The sequence below is a fragment of the Paenisporosarcina sp. FSL H8-0542 genome, assembly GCF_038632915.1.
Classification (GTDB): domain Bacteria; phylum Bacillota; class Bacilli; order Bacillales_A; family Planococcaceae; genus Paenisporosarcina.
In genome coordinates this window covers 1,520,646-1,537,843 of record NZ_CP152050.1, presented here as the reverse complement: position 1 = coordinate 1,537,843, position 17,198 = coordinate 1,520,646, and the positions used below count along the sequence as shown (strand labels likewise).

Sequence of the window (17,198 nt, the reverse complement as noted above, 5' to 3'; positions counted from 1 at the left end):
GTCTTTCAAATTTACTCTCATTATAAGAGATTGTCAATCTATCCATACGAAAAAAGACCTTACCCAAGTGAATGCACACATGAAAGGTCTTTGCTTTTGTATCATTTACTTATCATCTTCTTTTGCTTCCGTAAACGTTGCGGATAACTGGTGTCCCTCTATTTGTTTATCGACAATTCTATTAAGAGGATGTGGATGATGTCGCGCATTATTTACGTACTAAATTGTGCGGTTACCACAAACTTTATTATCAATACAAAAAAACACCGTCCGGATAGACCGAACGATGTTGTGAGTTATTCGTTTGTTGTTTCTTTTTGTTGTTCGAATTGAATGCCAGTAATATGGACATTTACTTCTTGAGTTTCAAGTAACGTCATATTTAAAATTGCCTGACGCACTTGACTTTGAACTTCTTTGGCTACTTTAGGAATCGACGCGCCGTATTTCACGGTGCAATAAATTTCAACAAATAGACCTTGATCAGTCAATTCTGTCTTGATTCCTTTACCGTGGACTTTTTTGCCGAGACGTTCTGCAACTCCTGTTGCGAAACTTCCACGGGTACCGGCCACTCCCTCAACATCTGTGGTGGCAATCCCAGCGATTACTTCTAAAACCTCTGGTGCTACTTCAATCTTTCCTAACTCTTCTTTACCAGACGGAATCATTTGCAAATAAGCCGTTGTTGTTTTTTCAGCCATTCCAATCATCCTTTCCTAGGAATTCATGACGTCGTATTTCTCTAAAAACTTCGTATCGAAATCACCAGATTTGAATTCTTTATGGTCCATCAATTTTGCATGGAAAGGAATTGTTGTATGAACACCCTCTACAACAAACTCACTCAGTGCACGCTTCATTTTTGCAACCGCTTCTTCACGGGTATCTGCATAAGTAATCAGTTTTGCGACCATTGAATCATAGTAAGGAGGAATGCTGTAGCCTGAATACATTGCTGAATCCACGCGTACACCATATCCGCCCGGCGCTAAATACATATCAACTTTACCCGCTGAAGGCATGAAGTTTTTCGAAGGGTTTTCAGCGTTAATACGACACTCAATTGCCCAACCTTTAATTTTCACGTCATCTTGTGTATAAGCTAATTTTTCACCAGAAGCGACTTTAAGTTGTTGTTGAATCAAATCAATGCCGGTTACCATTTCAGTAACAGGATGTTCAACTTGAATACGCGTATTCATTTCCATAAAGTAAAACTTTTGATTGATGTGATCGAAAATAAATTCAACTGTCCCTGCACTGCGATAATTAACGGCTAGTGCAGCTTTAACAGCCGCGTCACCCATCTGATTACGAATTTCCGGGGATAGCGCTGGAGATGGTGCTTCTTCTACTAGTTTTTGCATACGGCGTTGAATTGAACAATCACGTTCGCCTAAATGAATCGCATTGCCAAAACTATCAGCCAAAACTTGAATTTCAACATGACGGAAAATCTCAATGAACTTCTCAATATAGACACCAGGGTTACCAAAAGCAGCAGCAGCTTCTTTTTGTGTAATCTGAATGCCTTTAACAAGTTCTTCTTCCGTACGTGCGACACGAATACCTTTACCGCCACCACCGGCAGTTGCCTTAATAATGACCGGGAATCCTATTTCACGAGCGATTTCCAGACCTTCTTTTTCATCCGCAACAATACCTGTTGATCCAGGCACAACTGGTACGCCCGCTTTTCGCATTGTTTCACGCGCTACATCCTTCGTACCCATTCTGGAGATAGCGTCAGAAGTAGGACCGATGAACGTTATATTACATTGTTCACAAAGCTCCGCGAAACTCGCATTCTCTGCCAAAAAGCCATAACCGGGATGAATGCCATCACAACCCGTTAACTTTGCAACACTGATAATATTGCTGAAGTTCAAGTAACTATCTTTCGATTGTTTAGGACCGATACAATAAGCTTCATCTGCCATTTGAACATGCAACGCTTCACGATCAGCTTCCGAATAGACGGCAACTGTTTCGATATCCAACTCTTTACACGCACGAATAATACGAACCGCGATTTCACCACGGTTAGCAATTAATACTTTTTTCATCATCCGTTCCCCCTCAGTTCGCTTTTACTAAGAACAGAGGTTGGCCGTACTCTACGAGTTGTCCATCTTTTACTAAAATTTCTACAATCTCGCCAGACACTTCTGCTTCGATTTCGTTGAATAATTTCATCGCTTCCACAATACATACAATCCCGTCTTCTGTTACTTTATCACCTACTTGAACATATGCCGGTGTATCCGGTGAAGATGACTGATAGAAAGTTCCTACCATTGGTGAAGAAATTTTAAGAAGAGATTCATCATTAACAGCTGATTCTTTCGTCTCTACATTTGCAATTGTTTCTTTTACAGTTTGAGCAACCGGTGTTGGATTCACTTCTACTGCCACTGGAGCTTCAACAGCAGGTGCCGCTGGTTTTGATTGAGGTACAACTGTTTCAGTAGATACATGTACACCATTCTTTTTCAGTTTAACTTTCGTGCCTTCTGACTCGTAAATAAACTCATCAATGGATGAGTGGTCAATTAATTTAATAATTTCACGAATTTCTTGTACTTTTAACATACCGAACTCCCCTTACCCTATATCGAATTACGTTCCTCTTCTATTTTAGACGTTATTGAGAAAATTTGAAATAGATAACCTAAATTTTTTAAGAGTTGGTCCTAATCCGAAAGGTGAAGAAGCCCGTTTTAGTCCGACACCGGCGTTGATAAACAAGGTTTCCTTTGCGACGAATAACCGCAGGAGCAACGATTCGATTTTAATCCGGCATGGTTTTCTAAGAAAAATGAAAAAAAGGACCATATCGGCCCTTTTCGTTCATTATGAAGCTGGTTGGAATGCTACCGTTACTTTTTTTGCATCTTCCCATTGTTTCATTACGATGTGAATAATTTCATTTGCTTGTGATTTTCCAAGTTCATCAGCGATTACAGTTACATCTACTTTTCCTGTATCTGTCTGTACATAGGCATCTGAGTAACCTAGTGAACGAATGAGCATTTCAAGCATTGCTTCCGTTGATTCGCGTACTGTTAAATCGTTAATAGTTGAGTAAGCTTCATTTACCTCATCAGCCGACATTTCGTTTGACGCAATTTGTGTTGTTAATTGTGTTTTTAACTCACTGCGTTCGTTTAGTAATTCCATTCTCATTTCTTCAAATAACGCACTTTGAGCATATACTGGTGTAACTGATTCATCTTCAGTTGTGTCTTCGACCTTCATTTGATCAAGGTCTTCATCTGAGAAAATAGCTAAACCATCAAAGGGCATATTGTTAGGTTCGTTCACGTAATACACCGAAATTACTGCTACCAAACTTAATAGAGTTAGCATCCATACTGTACGTTTTTTGACTTTCATTTAGAAACCCCTTTCTCATCCATCGGGACGACGACAATTCGATGTTCTGGCAGTAATAATACTGCTGCTAAGTATTCTTTTAACATAATTCTGGTTTTTGCTTGATCTGCTCCAGTGGCTACTACCAATACTGATTGAATAGTTTTTTGCTCATTGGTTGTCTGATCAAACAAGGCAAAGCTAGGTTTTTCCGTAACTGTTTGTTGAGGCTCGTTCATGCCTGTGTAAAAAAATAATTCGACTTCACCTACCCCAGCCATTTTTTCCAATGCCGTTTTCAATGAGTGTTCCAGCGTTACTGCATCTTGTGACTGACTGGATGTGTTAGGTTGCTTGGTGAAAATGGATTCATTCAGTAAGAAAAACACCATGAATACCAAGAGACTCGCGAGCAGGATCCCGCTTTTCATTCGATTCGTTTTAATGGATGGAATCACGCTCCTCTCTTAAGTGAGACAGGCATTTGATAAACTATATGACAAGCATTCCTCAACTATTCATAGAAAAAAGAAGAGATAAACAATAACATGTACATGGCAAGTCCCAGCTTCGTATATTCTTCTATCTTTTCATTTGAATCAGACTTCTGGAAGATAGCCTGAAGAACTTCACTCAGCAGAATAATGAACATTAATCCCTTTAACCATTCAGCCATCATTAACCCCTCATCATCATGGAGAATTTTACTAATATCACAATGAAAATGGCTGTATAGAAAAACGCAAAGGCAATAAGAAATGACAAGATACTTAAAACGAAAATCGACTTTCCGATATCATCAAGAAAACTGGCCAGATCCTCTGGTCCGAATGGTTCAATAATGGCAGCCACTACTCGATAGCAAAACGCGATACTGATGGTTTTCAAAGTAGGGATCAACACAACCAGTAGGATTGTGATGGCAATGCCACCGCCAGTAATCGAAGTGATTGAAGAAGAAAATCGAGTAAATGTACTAAGACTCTCAGAAAAAAAAGAACCAACAAACGGGATGTTTTGCTGAATGATTTTTTTGATGGGCTCCGTAACAGCACTTGAGATATTCCAAGAAATAAACCCTTGCACCGAAATGAAAAAACTATAAATGACGACTACTGCTGAAACGATACTTAGTAAAGAAGTGCGAATAATATCGGTCAGTTTTGAAAATGGGGTAGCCGGATGAAAGCGACTAATGAAGTCCAGCAATATGGTGGTCATAAGTAATGGAATAAGGATTCTTTCGGTCAGCACCACTGTAAATTGAATAAATACATAGAGCGCAGGGTTCCAAATTGAAAATGCCATCGTTCCACTATTCATCAACAAGCCCGCTGTCAACACGGGGTAGACACTCATAAAAACCGTCACCATCTGTCGCGCAAATTGCTGCATAATATGCATCGCATCAATGGCAGGCGTCAATGTATACAGGACAGCAATACAAAACAGGGATAACCTTGTCCATCGTTTGGCTGCAGGAAATAAAATATCGATGATCATCGCAAAAACAATAGCGATCAGCAGTACGATAAAGTATCGGGTTACACCAAAAAAATAGGCATACAAGGGTTCAAGCATGAACCTTCTCACCTCTTTTACACCTATATTATTCGATCAATAGCCGCGTCAGCGTGTTAAACATTTGCTGAATGAGAGGCAACCAATAGGTGAGAATCAACACATGACAACTTATCGAAATGATGGGAACAAATGTATTCAGATTTAAATTTCGGCACCATTCAATCAAGGCTTCACCTATAAATGTCACGAATACAGAAATCAGCAATACTCTGGCTATTGGGAGCGCTTCCTTAGGTGCAGATTCAAGAACGTTTCTTACGATTGGAAAAAGAGTTTGAAATAAAATATTCGAGAGTAAAATAAAAAAGAAAAAGCTCAAAAGTAGAGGTGTAAATTGCGGTAGGATTTGTTTAAGCAACAACATCAGAAATATGATTACTATCGTTACCAGGATCATTTGCATGACTTACACCGAAATGGTAAGCCATTCGAAAAAAGTAGTGATTTCTTGAAAGAAGAAACGTAGGAAACGTAACATTTCCACGGTCATATACAGATACCCAAATACAAATAAAAAGAATGAAAATTCTTTTTTCCCCGTCTGTTCAAAGAAAAGGTGTAACAATGCAAGAATCAATCCGATTCCTGCCACTCGAATTACATCCATAAATTCCGACTTGTCCCCTCCTCTGTCTATTCATCGTATGCAAAAAGGAGCTGAGACATGAAAAAAAGTTGCCAATAGCACTAGGTGCAATTGGCAACTTTATTTTTTATTCATTATTTAGGTAAGCAATAAATTTTACTCGTCGCAAAGGAAACCTTCCCTCCACGCCGGCGTCAGGCTAGAGTGGCACTTTACACTTTTCTAATTATTGTGCTCTTGAAACGTAAGCCGCTTCAGATGTGTTGATGATCAGTTTATCACCTTGGTTGATGAAGAAAGGAACTTGAACTGATAATCCAGTTTCCAAAATTGCAGGTTTCGTTCCGCCACTAGCTGTATCACCTTTAATACCAGGTTCTGTTTCAGTAACTTCCAAAACAACCGTATTCGGCAATTCTACGCCTAACGTTTCCCCTTGGTATTGCATGATATGCACTTCCATGTTTTCACGAAGAAATTTCAATTCGTACTCGATTTGTTTTGAATCAAGTTCAATTTGTTCATACGAGTCAGTATCCATGAAATTATGAGTATCACCATTTGCGTAAAGATACTGCATTTTGCGGTTATCAATTTGAGCTTTCTCCACTTTTTCTCCAGCACGGAATGTTTTTTCATTCACTGCACCTGTACGAATGTTGCGTAGTTTAGAACGAACAAACGCTGCACCTTTACCTGGTTTCACGTGTTGGAAATCAAGTACGCGCCAAATACCACCATCTACTTCAATTGTTAAACCAGTTTTAAAATCATTTACAGAAATCATGAGTGTTCCTCCAAAATTATAAGATAAGTAACTCTTTTGTAGAATGTGTTAATTTTTCAAGCCCTGTAGCTGTAACAATCGCATCATCTTCAATACGAACCCCACCGACACCAGGTAAATAAATGCCCGGCTCAATAGTGATTACCATACCTTCTTCCAGAACAGTTTCCGAACGGAAAGATAATCCAGGCCCTTCGTGTACTTCTAATCCGATACCATGTCCTAAAGAATGACCGAACGCTTCACCATAACCTTTGGATTTTATATAATCGCGAGCGATTGCATCCGCCTCAATTCCAGTCATACCTGGTTTGATTTTTTCCAAAGACAACAGTTGTGAGTCTAGTACAATTTGATAAATTTCTTTTAATTGCTCACTCGGTTCACCGATAGCAACAGTTCTCGTTACGTCTGATACATATCCATTATACAACGCACCGAAGTCCAATGTAACAAAATCACCTTTTTCGATGACTTTATCCGTCGCGACACCATGTGGAAGTGCAGAACGAAGCCCAGATGCCACAATAATATCGAATGAAGATGATGATGCTCCTTGTTTGCGCATAAAGAATTCAAGTTCATTAGAAACTTCCAATTCCGTTTTTCCAGGTGCGATAAATGTAAGGATATGTTCAAAAGCCGCTTCAGCGATATCCGCGGCAGCCTTAATAATAGTAATCTCTTGTGGCGTCTTAATCAAGCGGATTTTCTCAATAAGACCTGATACAGGTACAAGTTCAGTATTAACTGCCTTTTTGTAACTCTCATACATGGCATAGCTCATGTCGTCTTTCTCAAAACCTACTTTTCTCACATTCATTTTTTCTAATTGAACACTTACTTCTTCCAGCATCGTTTTCGTATGTTGGACAATTTCAAAGTTTTTAATCTGTTTTGCCGCTTGTTCCGTGTAACGGAAATCCGTAATAAAAACAGCTTGATCTTTGGAAACGATGGCAATACCAGCAGTCCCCGTAAAATCAGTTATGTACCGGCGATTGTAGCCACTTGTAATTAACAAGGCGTCAATCTGGTGTTCCCCTAAAGCTTCACGTAATTTAGACAATTTCTCCATTTAAGATTCCCCTTTTCTTCTATGTAAAAATGTTTCTAGTGCTAAAGTATAACCGAAAGTTCCGAGACCACATATTTGACCAACACATTCAGGAGCCAAGACAGATTTGTGACGAAAACTTTCTCTGCTATGGATATTAGAAATATGAACCTCTATTACCGGAACGGTAATGGAAGCGATGGCATCACGTATCGCATAACTTGTATGAGTATAAGCTCCAGGGTTGAAAATAATGCCGTTAATTCCATCATCTTCTGCATTGTGCAGCCAATCAATTAGTTCACCTTCGTGATTCGATTGCTTACATTGAACATGAATATCCGATTGTTTTCCGTGAGTTATAAGCTTTTGCTCTACATCTTCCAACGTTTCATGTCCATAAATAGCAGGTTCACGTTTTCCTAAACGATTTAGGTTTGGCCCATTTAAACAAAGAATTTTCATCTTTTTTCCTCCAGTTCCATCGTGCCCCCTTCATTTTATCATAACAAATAGTTGCAGCAACTACTTTCTCTTGTCATCATAAACCTCTTGGTCATAGTAATGAATCGTCTCGGCAAGGGCTCTGCAAATTATTAAAATAACTGAAATAATCGGTACCGACTTCCAACTTATATGGGAAAAATCTTGATAAATACTCCATTCCAGCAGAATCCAGATGGCAAATCCAACAACAATTGACGTGGCAATCGCCGGCATTTTGCTGACAATCATGAACAGAGCCATCGCAAGATTGATGACCAAGAAGACGACCAGAAAAGTAAGAAACCATTTGACTGATGGGTGAGCGTCGGAAAATACTTGCCATCTCTTAGTCCATTTTATTGGGCTCCATGGAATATAATCAAAAACATATAAAAACTTTAATATTATAGTGAAAACCACAGCATGTGCTACTGAAATCGTTAAGAAGTGAGTACCTTTCATTCAAATCACAATCCTTTCTATTTATTCAATTTTGACTAACCTCACTCTCTCTATTCATAGATATAGTGTTTTTTTAAAAATTAGTACAATTAAAGCGATAATTACTGTTGCAAGCGTTGATACGGCTCTTTCATTGTTAAACAGATTAATCTAAAACGAAAAAACGCACGTTGTATCCCAAGGATACAGCGTGCGTTTTCTTCATCTAATAAATCTACTTGCTAGTGGCATTCTCAAAACAGCGTTTTTAACTGTTAAACTTAAAGTCCACATTTCAATTGAGCACCGCAATTTGTACACGTATTACAGCCACCCATTTCTTTTACGGTCCCCTGACGGCAAACAGGACAAGTGTTTCCTACTTCTGAGCCGATTGTGACATTCGTTGAACGAAGATCTTGGATTGTATCGATCAGGACAACTGGACGTTTCCCAATGATGGTTTCTTCATAATGATGTTCATCCATCACATTTTCTTCCGCTTTAAGTGTCAGGACTTGTGCATCACGGCTGCCATCCACATAAACTGTCCCGCCTTTAGCACCACCACGATAAAGTCTTTCATAAACGCCTTGTACTTGTTCAACTGTATAACCGCGTGGTGCATTAACAGTTTTCGAAATCGAGCTGTCAATCCAACGTTGAATTATGCACTGAACATCCGCATGCGCTTCAGGTGCCAATTCCATTGAAGCAACAAACCATTCTGGCAAGCTTTGTTCATCTGCTTCAGGGTTTGCGTTCAAGTATTCCTGAACAATGTCCGCTTTTACTTCGATGAATTTCCCTAAACGGCCACTACGATAGTACGTGAAAGAGAAATAAGGTTCCAGACCTGTCGACACTCCCACTAATGTTCCAGTTGATCCAGTTGGTGCAACGGTCAACAAGTGAGAGTTGCGAATGCCTGTTTCTTTGATTGACTGACGAACATGCTCAGGCATTTTTTTCATAAATCCAGTATTGATGAAAGCGTCTCTCAGACGGTTAGTTTCTTCATTTGTTTCCCCTTGCAAGAACGGGAAACTTCCACGTTCTGCAGCAAGTTCTGCAGATGTTTCATATGCTGTTACTGCTATCGTTTCGAAGATTTGGTCGACAAGAACGTTACCTTCCTCTGAACCGTACTCTTTTTCACAATAAATTAGTAAGTCTGCAAGCCCCATTACTCCTAGACCAACACGACGTTCACCCAAAGCTTGTTTTTTATTGTCTTCAAGGAAGTAAGGTGTTGCATCAATAACATTGTCCTGCATGCGAACTCCAACACGTACTGTTTCTCTCAAGCTATCAAAATCGACAGTTTTTGTATCTTTATTCGCAAACTGAGCTAAATTCACAGCTGCCAAGTTACATACAGAATTTGGTGCCAACGGTTGTTCTCCACACGGGTTGGTAGCAACCACTTGTTGTCCATACGCTTTTGCATTGGTCATTTCGTTTGCATTGTCGATAAAGAAAATGCCAGGCTCCGCAGAATACGTTGCACAAACGTTAATGAGATTCCACAAATCTTTCGCTTTCATCGTACGGTAAGTTCGGATGGCATGTCCTTGTTTTTCCCATTCACGTACATCCCCGACTTCGTGCCATTTCTCATTGTACGTTACCATTTCCTCAGCTGAATAACTTTCAACAGCGGGGAAGCGTAACTCGTGATCGCCGTCTTCTTCCACAGCTTTCATGAAATCGTCGGTCAATGTCACAGATATATTGGCTCCTGTTAAGAATTCGGAATTGTTAACACTATATGTGCCTCCATCGTGGAGTTTCGTTTCTGCATCACGGAAAATTGCATCACTGAATCCACCCTGGCCAGGAATTGTCTTGTAATTTACTATCCCTTGGTACATTGCTTCTTCTTGATGTGTCAGAGCTTTAAATTTAAGCTTGTCTTTCGCTAATTGCTTGATAGTTTCATCATTTGTATTTTCAATCAGGAAACGTAGAATTCTAGGATTTTGCATTTTGGAAATGATGAATTCCGCAATGTCAGGATGCCAATCTGCCAACATAATCATTTGAGCGCCTCTGCGACTGCCGCCTTGCTCAACCAAATGTGTTAGTTTTGCGATATCGTCCAACCATGAAACAGAACCAGATGACTTTCCGTTTACACCTTTAGCGAGTGTATTGCGTGGACGCAAAGTTGATCCGTTTGTTCCAACTCCCCCACCTCGACTCATAATTTCCATTACTTGTTTACGGTGATCGGAAATACCTTCACGGGAATCCGGCACAAAGGGCATAACGTAACAATTGAAGTATGTAACGTCTGTTCCTGCACCCGCTCCATAAAGCACACGTCCTGCGGGAATAAATTTCAATTGGACCAATTGCTGATAAAACTTTTCAAACCATTCTTTTTTCTTCTCTTCAGAAGTTTCAACAGAAGCAAGTCCGGTCGCATTGCGTTTAGCAATTTGCTCATAGAAAACTTCCAAAGGTTTTTCGATGACATTAATGGAACGAGTTACAATACCCGACTCCTGCTCAATTGGATCATCAATTGCACTTCTATAATCTTCTTCAATTAAAACACGTACTTTATTTGTCGAATGATCGATGGAAACAACATAACCCAAACCGCGGGCAGGGAATTTCGGGTCTTCCTTAACCGTCAATACGACAAAGTCGCCTGCTTTTAGTGTTTTCTTTTCAGTATCTTTAAAAGAATAGCGGTCAATCATGACTAACCTAGATACACCTTTGTGAGTTAATGTCATGTCATTCGTGATGGGATGAACTTGAGGGAATGAAATGATGTCATTATTCAACATTTCAATGTTTAACTCCCCTATTTGTTGCTTGGAAACTAGTACCATTTACTACTCCTCCTTAATTAACAGAAAAAACACTACATATAGTGTTACGCGTTGTGTTTAGGGTACTATATATTGACATCTAAATCAAATAAAGCGGATGTATGTTCGAACATACACACACAACGTCTATAGGAAAATACTACTTATTTTTTGGTCAAATTAATTCTTTTTACCTATTATTTACGGTATGTCCATTCGTCATTTGCATAACGTCGAGTTTCAAGCTTTTTCACATAATCCAATTGCTCGATTGTTAGCACATATGGTTGAAAATTGACATTAAGACCTTCAGCAAAACCATCTTTAAATGCTTCTTCACATTCTTCGATCGTAACTGGAGTTTCCCGCAAACGATTTATTGCCACAGCTTTTTGCGGAAGGCCTCTACGAACTCGCTCTTTTACTGCTTCCGATGGATAGTTAAATAAAGAAACTAGTTTATCTTCATCCAGGTCTAAAAGAATCGCTCCATGTTGAAGAATGACACCTTTTTGTCTTGTTTGTGCACTTCCTGCTACTTTTTTACCTTCCACAACTAATTCATACCATGACGGTGCATCGAAACAGACGGCACTTTTTGGATTTTTTAAATCACTCTTCATTTTATCAGTATCAGGCACCGAGAAATAGGCGTTCAATCCAAGCTTCTGAAAGCCAATCAATAACCCTTCACTCAGCACACGGTAAGCTTCCGTGACGGTCGCAGGCATATCTTGATAGTCTTCACTGACGATAATGCTATATGTTAATTCATGTTCATGCAATACGCCACGTCCTCCGGTGGGACGTCTGACAAAACCTAAGTTATGCTCTTTGACAGCTTCCATGTTGATTTCTTTTTTGACATTTTGAAAATAACCTATGGATAATGTTGCAGGTGCCCATCCATAGAATCGGACAATAGGTGGAAGGATCCCATCACTATGCCAGTCCATTAAAGCTTCATCCAGCGCCATATTGAAGGACGGACTGCAAGCGCCAGAATTAATAAAATACCAAATCGGTTTAGACATATATTTTCCTCCTCAAAATGTCACAATGCTATTCATATTAACAAACCGATTGTATTGTGGCTACACTTTCTTTTATAATAAGAACATAGATAGAAAGGGGAAAGTTGTTTTGACATTTGTATACATTAGCTCTGCTGCATTATTTGGTTTGATCATTTACTTTTTAATCTCGTCTTTGCGATTAAAAAAGGCTGTATCAGGTTTAACACAAGAACAATTCATTGAAGGATACCGTAAAGCACAACTTGTGGATGTGCGTGAACCTAAAGAATTTGAAGGTGGACATATCCTTGGAGCACGTAATATTCCTTCATCACAAATGCGTCAGCGTTACAAAGAAATTCGTGCGGACAAGCCCGTATACTTATATTGCCAAAATAGCGCAAGAAGCGCACGTACGGCATTGTTCCTTAAGAAAAAAGGATATAACCAGATTTACCAACTGCAAGGCGGTTTCCGTCAGTGGACTGGGAAAATCAGAACAAAATAAGTCATTAAAGTTCTTCCAAATGGAGGGACTTTTTTCATCAAAAACATATGTATGAAATTTTACAATAACTGAGGTCTCAATGAAACCAATTACACTCATTTCCTTGATTTTATAGGATTCGGACAGCATGCACCGGGAATACAGCTAAATTTAGAGAGTAATAATATGCCAATAAATAACTTTATCGAAGAATATAACGAAAAATATCCGGATGTTGATAGGTTCAAACCTGCTACTCCTGTATTTCACACATTTCATACGACCTTTGATAAGAGATTTATACTACTACAAAATTGATATTATAAAAACAAAAGATACTCTTAACTGGGGGTCTTTTTATGTTTAATCAATGGTTCTAAATTGAGGAATTCCATGGTTTTCTTGCCGAACGCGTCATCGAAAGACATGTTCTTATATTTATAAACAGTAAATGAAGTGAATCTAAAAGAGAGCTCGATTGATGAGCTCTCTTTCTTCATTCTTATGCTTTTTTATAACGTAATACTGGTGTACGGGCAGCTTTAGTCTCATCCAGACGTTTAATAACTGTTGTATGAGGAGCTTGTTGCACGATTTCAGGTGTCTCTTCGACTTCCTTCGCTATTTGGATCATCGCATCGATGAACGCATCTAGCGTTTCTTTAGATTCTGTTTCTGTCGGTTCGATCATCATGCCCTCTTCTACATTTAATGGGAAGTAAATTGTTGGCGGATGATATCCAAAGTCAAGCAGTCGTTTAGCCATATCGAGTGTACGGACTCCCAATTTCTTTTGACGACGGCCACTCAATACAAATTCATGTTTACAGTGACGATCATATGGCAAGTCGAAATGAGGCTGCAGACGACGCATCATATAGTTTGCGTTTAATACAGCGTATTCCGTTACGGCTTTCAATCCGTCTGGACCCATTGAACGAATATACGTATAGGCACGTACATTGATTCCGAAGTTTCCATAGAACGGCTTCACTCGCCCGATTGATTGAGGACGATTGTAATCGAAGTGGTAGCCTTCTTCTGTTTTTACAAGTACTGGTTTTGGCAAGAATGGAATCAAGTCTTTCTTCACGCCAACTGGACCGGATCCTGGTCCACCACCACCGTGTGGGCCTGTGAATGTTTTATGCAAGTTTAAATGAACACAGTCGAAGCCCATATCGCCTGGACGTGCTTTTGACATAACCGCATTTAAGTTTGCTCCATCATAGTACAACTTCCCACCAACACCGTGGATAATAGAAGCCATTTCTAAAATGTTTTCTTCAAATAATCCTAAAGTATTCGGGTTCGTTAACATTAACGCAGCTGTATCTTCCCCAACCACTCTTCTTAAATCTTCTAAATCAACCAAGCCGTTTTCGTCAGATTTAACCGTGATTGTATCAAATCCAGCTACCGTTGCCGATGCTGGGTTTGTCCCATGAGCAGAGTCAGGTACGATTACTTTCGTACGATGTGTGTCCCCGTTTGCTTCATGGAAAGCACGAATCATCATTAGAGCAGTCCACTCTCCATGAGCACCTGCAGCCGGTTGAAGCGTTAAATCATCCATTCCCGTAATTTCAATCAAATGTTCTTGAAGATCATACATTAATTCCATTGCACCTTGAACAGTCTCTTCATCTTGAAGTGGATGAATATTAGCGAATCCAGGGAAACGCGCAATTGATTCATTGATTTTCGGATTGTATTTCATCGTACAAGAGCCTAATGGATAAAATCCTGAATCGACACCGTGATTACGCTTAGAAAGTGCTGTATAGTGACGCATGATATCCAGTTCAGATACCTCAGGAAGTTCCGCCGCTTCTTCTCGAAGCAAACCTTCAGGCAACAACGTTGATAAATCTACTTCTGGAATATCAAGATCAGGTAAGCTATAGCCTACTCGGCCTTCTTTTGTAATTTCAAAAATTAATGGTTGATTATCTTTATGCACGGAAAGACCCCATTTCTTGCACAAGTGCATCGATTTCTTCTTTCGTCCGTTGTTCAGTGACTGCGATCAACGCATGCCCTTCCAATTTTTCATCAACTTTTCCTAAGTCGAATCCACCAATGATGCCTTTATTAAACAACTCTTTATTTATTGTTGTTACAGATGTTTTAACGTTGACAACGATTTCGTTGAAGTGTGGACCTTGGTACGCTACTTCAAATCCTGCCGCTTCAAATGCTTTTTTAGCATAGTTCGTTTTCAGGATATTTTGAGTGGCAATTTCCTGCACACCTTTTTTACCAAGCGCAGTCATTGCTACTGAAGCAGCAAGTGCATTCAATGCCTGATTCGAACAAATGTTAGAAGTCGCCTTGTCACGACGAATGTGTTGCTCACGCGCTTGCAAAGTTAAAACAAAACCACGTCGTCCCACTTCATCTGTTGTTTCTCCTACTAGACGCCCTGGAACTTTACGCATTAATTTATTCGTAACCGCAAAGTATCCACAGTGAGGTCCGCCGAAGGACTCAGAGATACCGAATGGCTGTGCATCCCCTACGACAATATCTGCACCAAATTTACCTGGTGAAGTCAAAATCCCAAGTGCCAATGGGTTTGAAGAAACCACCATCAAAGCCTTCGCTCCATGTGTAACTGCTTCAACTTTGCGTAAGTCTTCCACTTGACCAAAGAAGTTAGGATATTGAACAAGAACAGCAGCAGTATTGTCATCGATCATTTCGCTTAATGCATCAATATCAGTTATGCCGTCTTTAGTTGGAATCTGAACAACTTCAATCGATTGACCCAATGCATACATGCGAACCACGTCTTGAGATTCTGGATTGACTGCACCGGAAACGAGAAGTTTTTTGCGTTTTGTATGACCAGCTGCAAGCATACCTGCTTCTGCAAGTGCTGTACCGCCGTCATACATCGAAGAGTTCGCCAAATCCATTCCAGTCAACTCACAAATCATTGTTTGGAATTCAAAAATAGCTTGAAGCTCACCTTGTGAAATTTCTGGCTGATATGGAGTGTAAGCTGTATAGAATTCAGAACGAGAAATAACATGGTCTACAATAATCGGCTTGTAATGGTCATATACACCAGCACCTAAAAAGGATGCATATGCTTTATTGTCCGCATTTTTCGCAGCCATTTGAGACAACTCTTTTAATAAAGAAGACTCTGATTTGGCTGCTTTAATTTGATATTCTCCTTGGAAACGAACTTTTTCAGGAATATCCGAGAATAGCTCATCTATAGAAGTAACACCAATTGTATCCAACATTTCTTTTTGATCTTGTTCCGTCATAGGCAAATAACGATGTTTCATTGGGTCATGACCTCTTTCCGACAGTTATTTTTGGCGTTTATAAAACGGAGTTGCCACGGTAACAGCTTTCAAGCGCTTCCCACGAATCTCCACTTCAACTTCAGTTCCAAGCTCCGTGAATTCGCTGACAATCAAGCCCAAGCCAATATTTTTCTTCAGCGTAGGGGATTGTGTACCTGTTGTAACTTCTCCAATAGCTTGATCATCTTTAAAAATGGTATAGCCATGTCTAGGAATGCCTTTATCAATCATTTCCAATCCTACCAATTTGCGTGGGATACCCGCTTCTTTTTGTGCAACAAGCGCTTTTTGACCGATAAAGTCATCTTCTTTTTTCAATTTCACTGCAAACCCAATTCCCGCTTCCAGTGGTGAAATTTCACTTGAAAGCTCCTGGCCATACAGTGCCAAGCATGATTCAAACCGAAGAGTATCCCGAGCACCTAGACCACAAGCTAATACTCCGTCTTCTTTTCCTTCTTCCAAAATCAAGTCCCATAGCGCGACTATGGAAGCAGGTTCTCCGTATATTTCAAAACCATCTTCACCTGTATAACCTGTTCGCGACACTAAAGCATCATATTCGCCAAGTTTTACATTTGTTTTGAATTTAAAGAAGCCGATTTCGCTTAAGTCTTCTTTTGTCAGTCTTTGCAGAACTTTTTCTGCAAGTGGTCCTTGCAATGCAAGTTGACCATATGAATCTGAAACATTAAGTGCAACGGTGTCACCGATCAAGAATTTTTTCATCCACTCAAAATCTTTTTCGATATTAGAAGCATTGACGACAAGTAAATAGTCATTCTGTGCAATTTTATATACTAATAAATCATCGACAGTCCCTCCATCTTCATAGCACATTGCATTATACTGCGCTTGGCCATCTTGAAGTTTGGAAACGTCATTAGTCAGCAATTTTTGAAGATATACAAGGCTATCTTCACCGCGAACAATGATTTCTCCCATATGTGAGACATCGAATAATCCTGCTTTTGTGCGTACCGCTTCATGTTCTTCTTTTATACTGGAAAATTGAACAGGTAGTTCCCATCCACCAAAATCAATAGTTTTGCCACCGTACGCTTTATACGAATCAAATAACGGCGTGCGTTTTAAATTTTCTGACATTTCATTTTCCTCCTCTTCACTAAGCAATCTTTCTTATAAGGTGAAATTCTGGTTTCCCGATTTCAAAATGAATAATCTTGTACCCACAAAAAAGGACAGAGAATCCCCTTTATATGAGAAT

18 protein-coding genes are annotated in these 17,198 nt (G+C 39.6%); 1 reads left to right on the top strand and 17 read right to left on the bottom strand.

The window, feature by feature from the left end:
* Positions 1-296: 296 nt before the first annotated feature.
* From MHH33_RS08185 to MHH33_RS08120, 14 genes are all read right to left on the bottom strand, one after another.
* On the bottom strand, positions 297-704 hold the full coding sequence (locus tag MHH33_RS08185; RefSeq protein ID WP_016426967.1) for an Asp23/Gls24 family envelope stress response protein: 408 nt from the start codon (positions 702-704) through the stop codon (positions 297-299).
* A 15-nt stretch (positions 705-719) separates the two neighbouring features.
* Positions 720-2,072 (bottom strand): acetyl-CoA carboxylase biotin carboxylase subunit, encoded by a 1,353-nt coding sequence (accC, locus tag MHH33_RS08180; protein ID WP_342543505.1) that lies wholly within the window; start codon positions 2,070-2,072, stop codon positions 720-722.
* A 10-nt stretch (positions 2,073-2,082) separates the two neighbouring features.
* On the bottom strand, positions 2,083-2,595 hold the full coding sequence (accB, locus tag MHH33_RS08175; protein WP_016426965.1) for an acetyl-CoA carboxylase biotin carboxyl carrier protein: 513 nt from the start codon (positions 2,593-2,595) through the stop codon (positions 2,083-2,085).
* A 261-nt stretch (positions 2,596-2,856) separates the two neighbouring features.
* Positions 2,857-3,399: a SpoIIIAH-like family protein gene (locus MHH33_RS08170; RefSeq protein ID WP_016426964.1), complete on the bottom strand. Its 543-nt coding sequence runs from the start codon at positions 3,397-3,399 to the stop codon at positions 2,857-2,859.
* Positions 3,396-3,809, bottom strand: coding sequence for a hypothetical protein (locus MHH33_RS08165; protein WP_342543503.1), 414 nt, complete (start codon positions 3,807-3,809; stop codon positions 3,396-3,398). Before MHH33_RS08165 ends, MHH33_RS08170 begins: the two co-directional genes overlap by 4 nt.
* Before the next feature lie 83 nt (positions 3,810-3,892).
* The gene (locus MHH33_RS08160) at positions 3,893-4,057 is read right to left on the bottom strand and encodes a hypothetical protein (RefSeq protein ID WP_016426962.1); all 165 of its coding nucleotides are present in this window, start codon (positions 4,055-4,057) and stop codon (positions 3,893-3,895) included.
* On the bottom strand, positions 4,057-4,959 hold the full coding sequence (locus tag MHH33_RS08155; protein ID WP_016426961.1) for a stage III sporulation protein AE: 903 nt from the start codon (positions 4,957-4,959) through the stop codon (positions 4,057-4,059). Before MHH33_RS08155 ends, MHH33_RS08160 begins: the two co-directional genes overlap by 1 nt.
* A gap of 409 nt (positions 4,960-5,368) precedes the next feature.
* Entirely contained in the window at positions 5,369-5,569 is a 201-nt protein-coding gene (locus MHH33_RS08150; RefSeq protein ID WP_036659311.1) for a SpoIIIAC/SpoIIIAD family protein, read from the bottom strand.
* A 205-nt stretch (positions 5,570-5,774) separates the two neighbouring features.
* Positions 5,775-6,335, bottom strand: a complete 561-nt coding sequence (efp, locus tag MHH33_RS08145; protein ID WP_016426960.1) for an elongation factor P — start codon at positions 6,333-6,335, stop codon at positions 5,775-5,777.
* 16 nt (positions 6,336-6,351) lie between these two features.
* A complete protein-coding gene (locus MHH33_RS08140) occupies positions 6,352-7,413 on the bottom strand; it encodes an aminopeptidase P family protein (protein WP_342543502.1) in 1,062 nt (353 codons plus the stop codon).
* Positions 7,414-7,857, bottom strand: a complete 444-nt coding sequence (gene aroQ, locus MHH33_RS08135; RefSeq protein WP_342543501.1) for a type II 3-dehydroquinate dehydratase — start codon at positions 7,855-7,857, stop codon at positions 7,414-7,416.
* A gap of 60 nt (positions 7,858-7,917) precedes the next feature.
* On the bottom strand, positions 7,918-8,340 hold the full coding sequence (locus MHH33_RS08130; RefSeq protein ID WP_342543500.1) for a hypothetical protein: 423 nt from the start codon (positions 8,338-8,340) through the stop codon (positions 7,918-7,920).
* 260 nt (positions 8,341-8,600) lie between these two features.
* A complete protein-coding gene (locus MHH33_RS08125; RefSeq protein WP_342543499.1) occupies positions 8,601-11,165 on the bottom strand; it encodes a vitamin B12-dependent ribonucleotide reductase in 2,565 nt (854 codons plus the stop codon).
* Positions 11,166-11,341: 176 nt separating this feature from the next.
* On the bottom strand, positions 11,342-12,178 hold the full coding sequence (locus MHH33_RS08120; RefSeq protein WP_342543498.1) for a biotin/lipoate A/B protein ligase family protein: 837 nt from the start codon (positions 12,176-12,178) through the stop codon (positions 11,342-11,344).
* 109 nt (positions 12,179-12,287) lie between these two features.
* Here MHH33_RS08120 and MHH33_RS08115 point away from each other — a divergent pair, with 109 nt between their 5' ends.
* Positions 12,288-12,668, top strand: a complete 381-nt coding sequence (locus MHH33_RS08115; protein ID WP_342543497.1) for a rhodanese-like domain-containing protein — start codon at positions 12,288-12,290, stop codon at positions 12,666-12,668.
* Positions 12,669-13,149: 481 nt separating this feature from the next.
* On the opposite strand, the gene gcvPB is transcribed toward MHH33_RS08115, so the two are convergent.
* Genes gcvPB through gcvT form a run of 3 tightly spaced genes read right to left on the bottom strand, consistent with a single transcriptional unit; the run spans position 13,150 to position 17,077 of the window.
* Positions 13,150-14,610: an aminomethyl-transferring glycine dehydrogenase subunit GcvPB gene (gene gcvPB, locus MHH33_RS08110; protein ID WP_342543496.1), complete on the bottom strand. Its 1,461-nt coding sequence runs from the start codon at positions 14,608-14,610 to the stop codon at positions 13,150-13,152.
* The gene (gene gcvPA / locus MHH33_RS08105; RefSeq protein ID WP_342543495.1) at positions 14,603-15,949 is read right to left on the bottom strand and encodes an aminomethyl-transferring glycine dehydrogenase subunit GcvPA; all 1,347 of its coding nucleotides are present in this window, start codon (positions 15,947-15,949) and stop codon (positions 14,603-14,605) included. The genes gcvPB and gcvPA overlap by 8 nt, the downstream gene beginning before the upstream one ends.
* Before the next feature lie 24 nt (positions 15,950-15,973).
* Positions 15,974-17,077, bottom strand: a complete 1,104-nt coding sequence (gene gcvT, locus MHH33_RS08100; protein ID WP_342543494.1) for a glycine cleavage system aminomethyltransferase GcvT — start codon at positions 17,075-17,077, stop codon at positions 15,974-15,976.
* Positions 17,078-17,198: the final 121 nt, after the last annotated feature.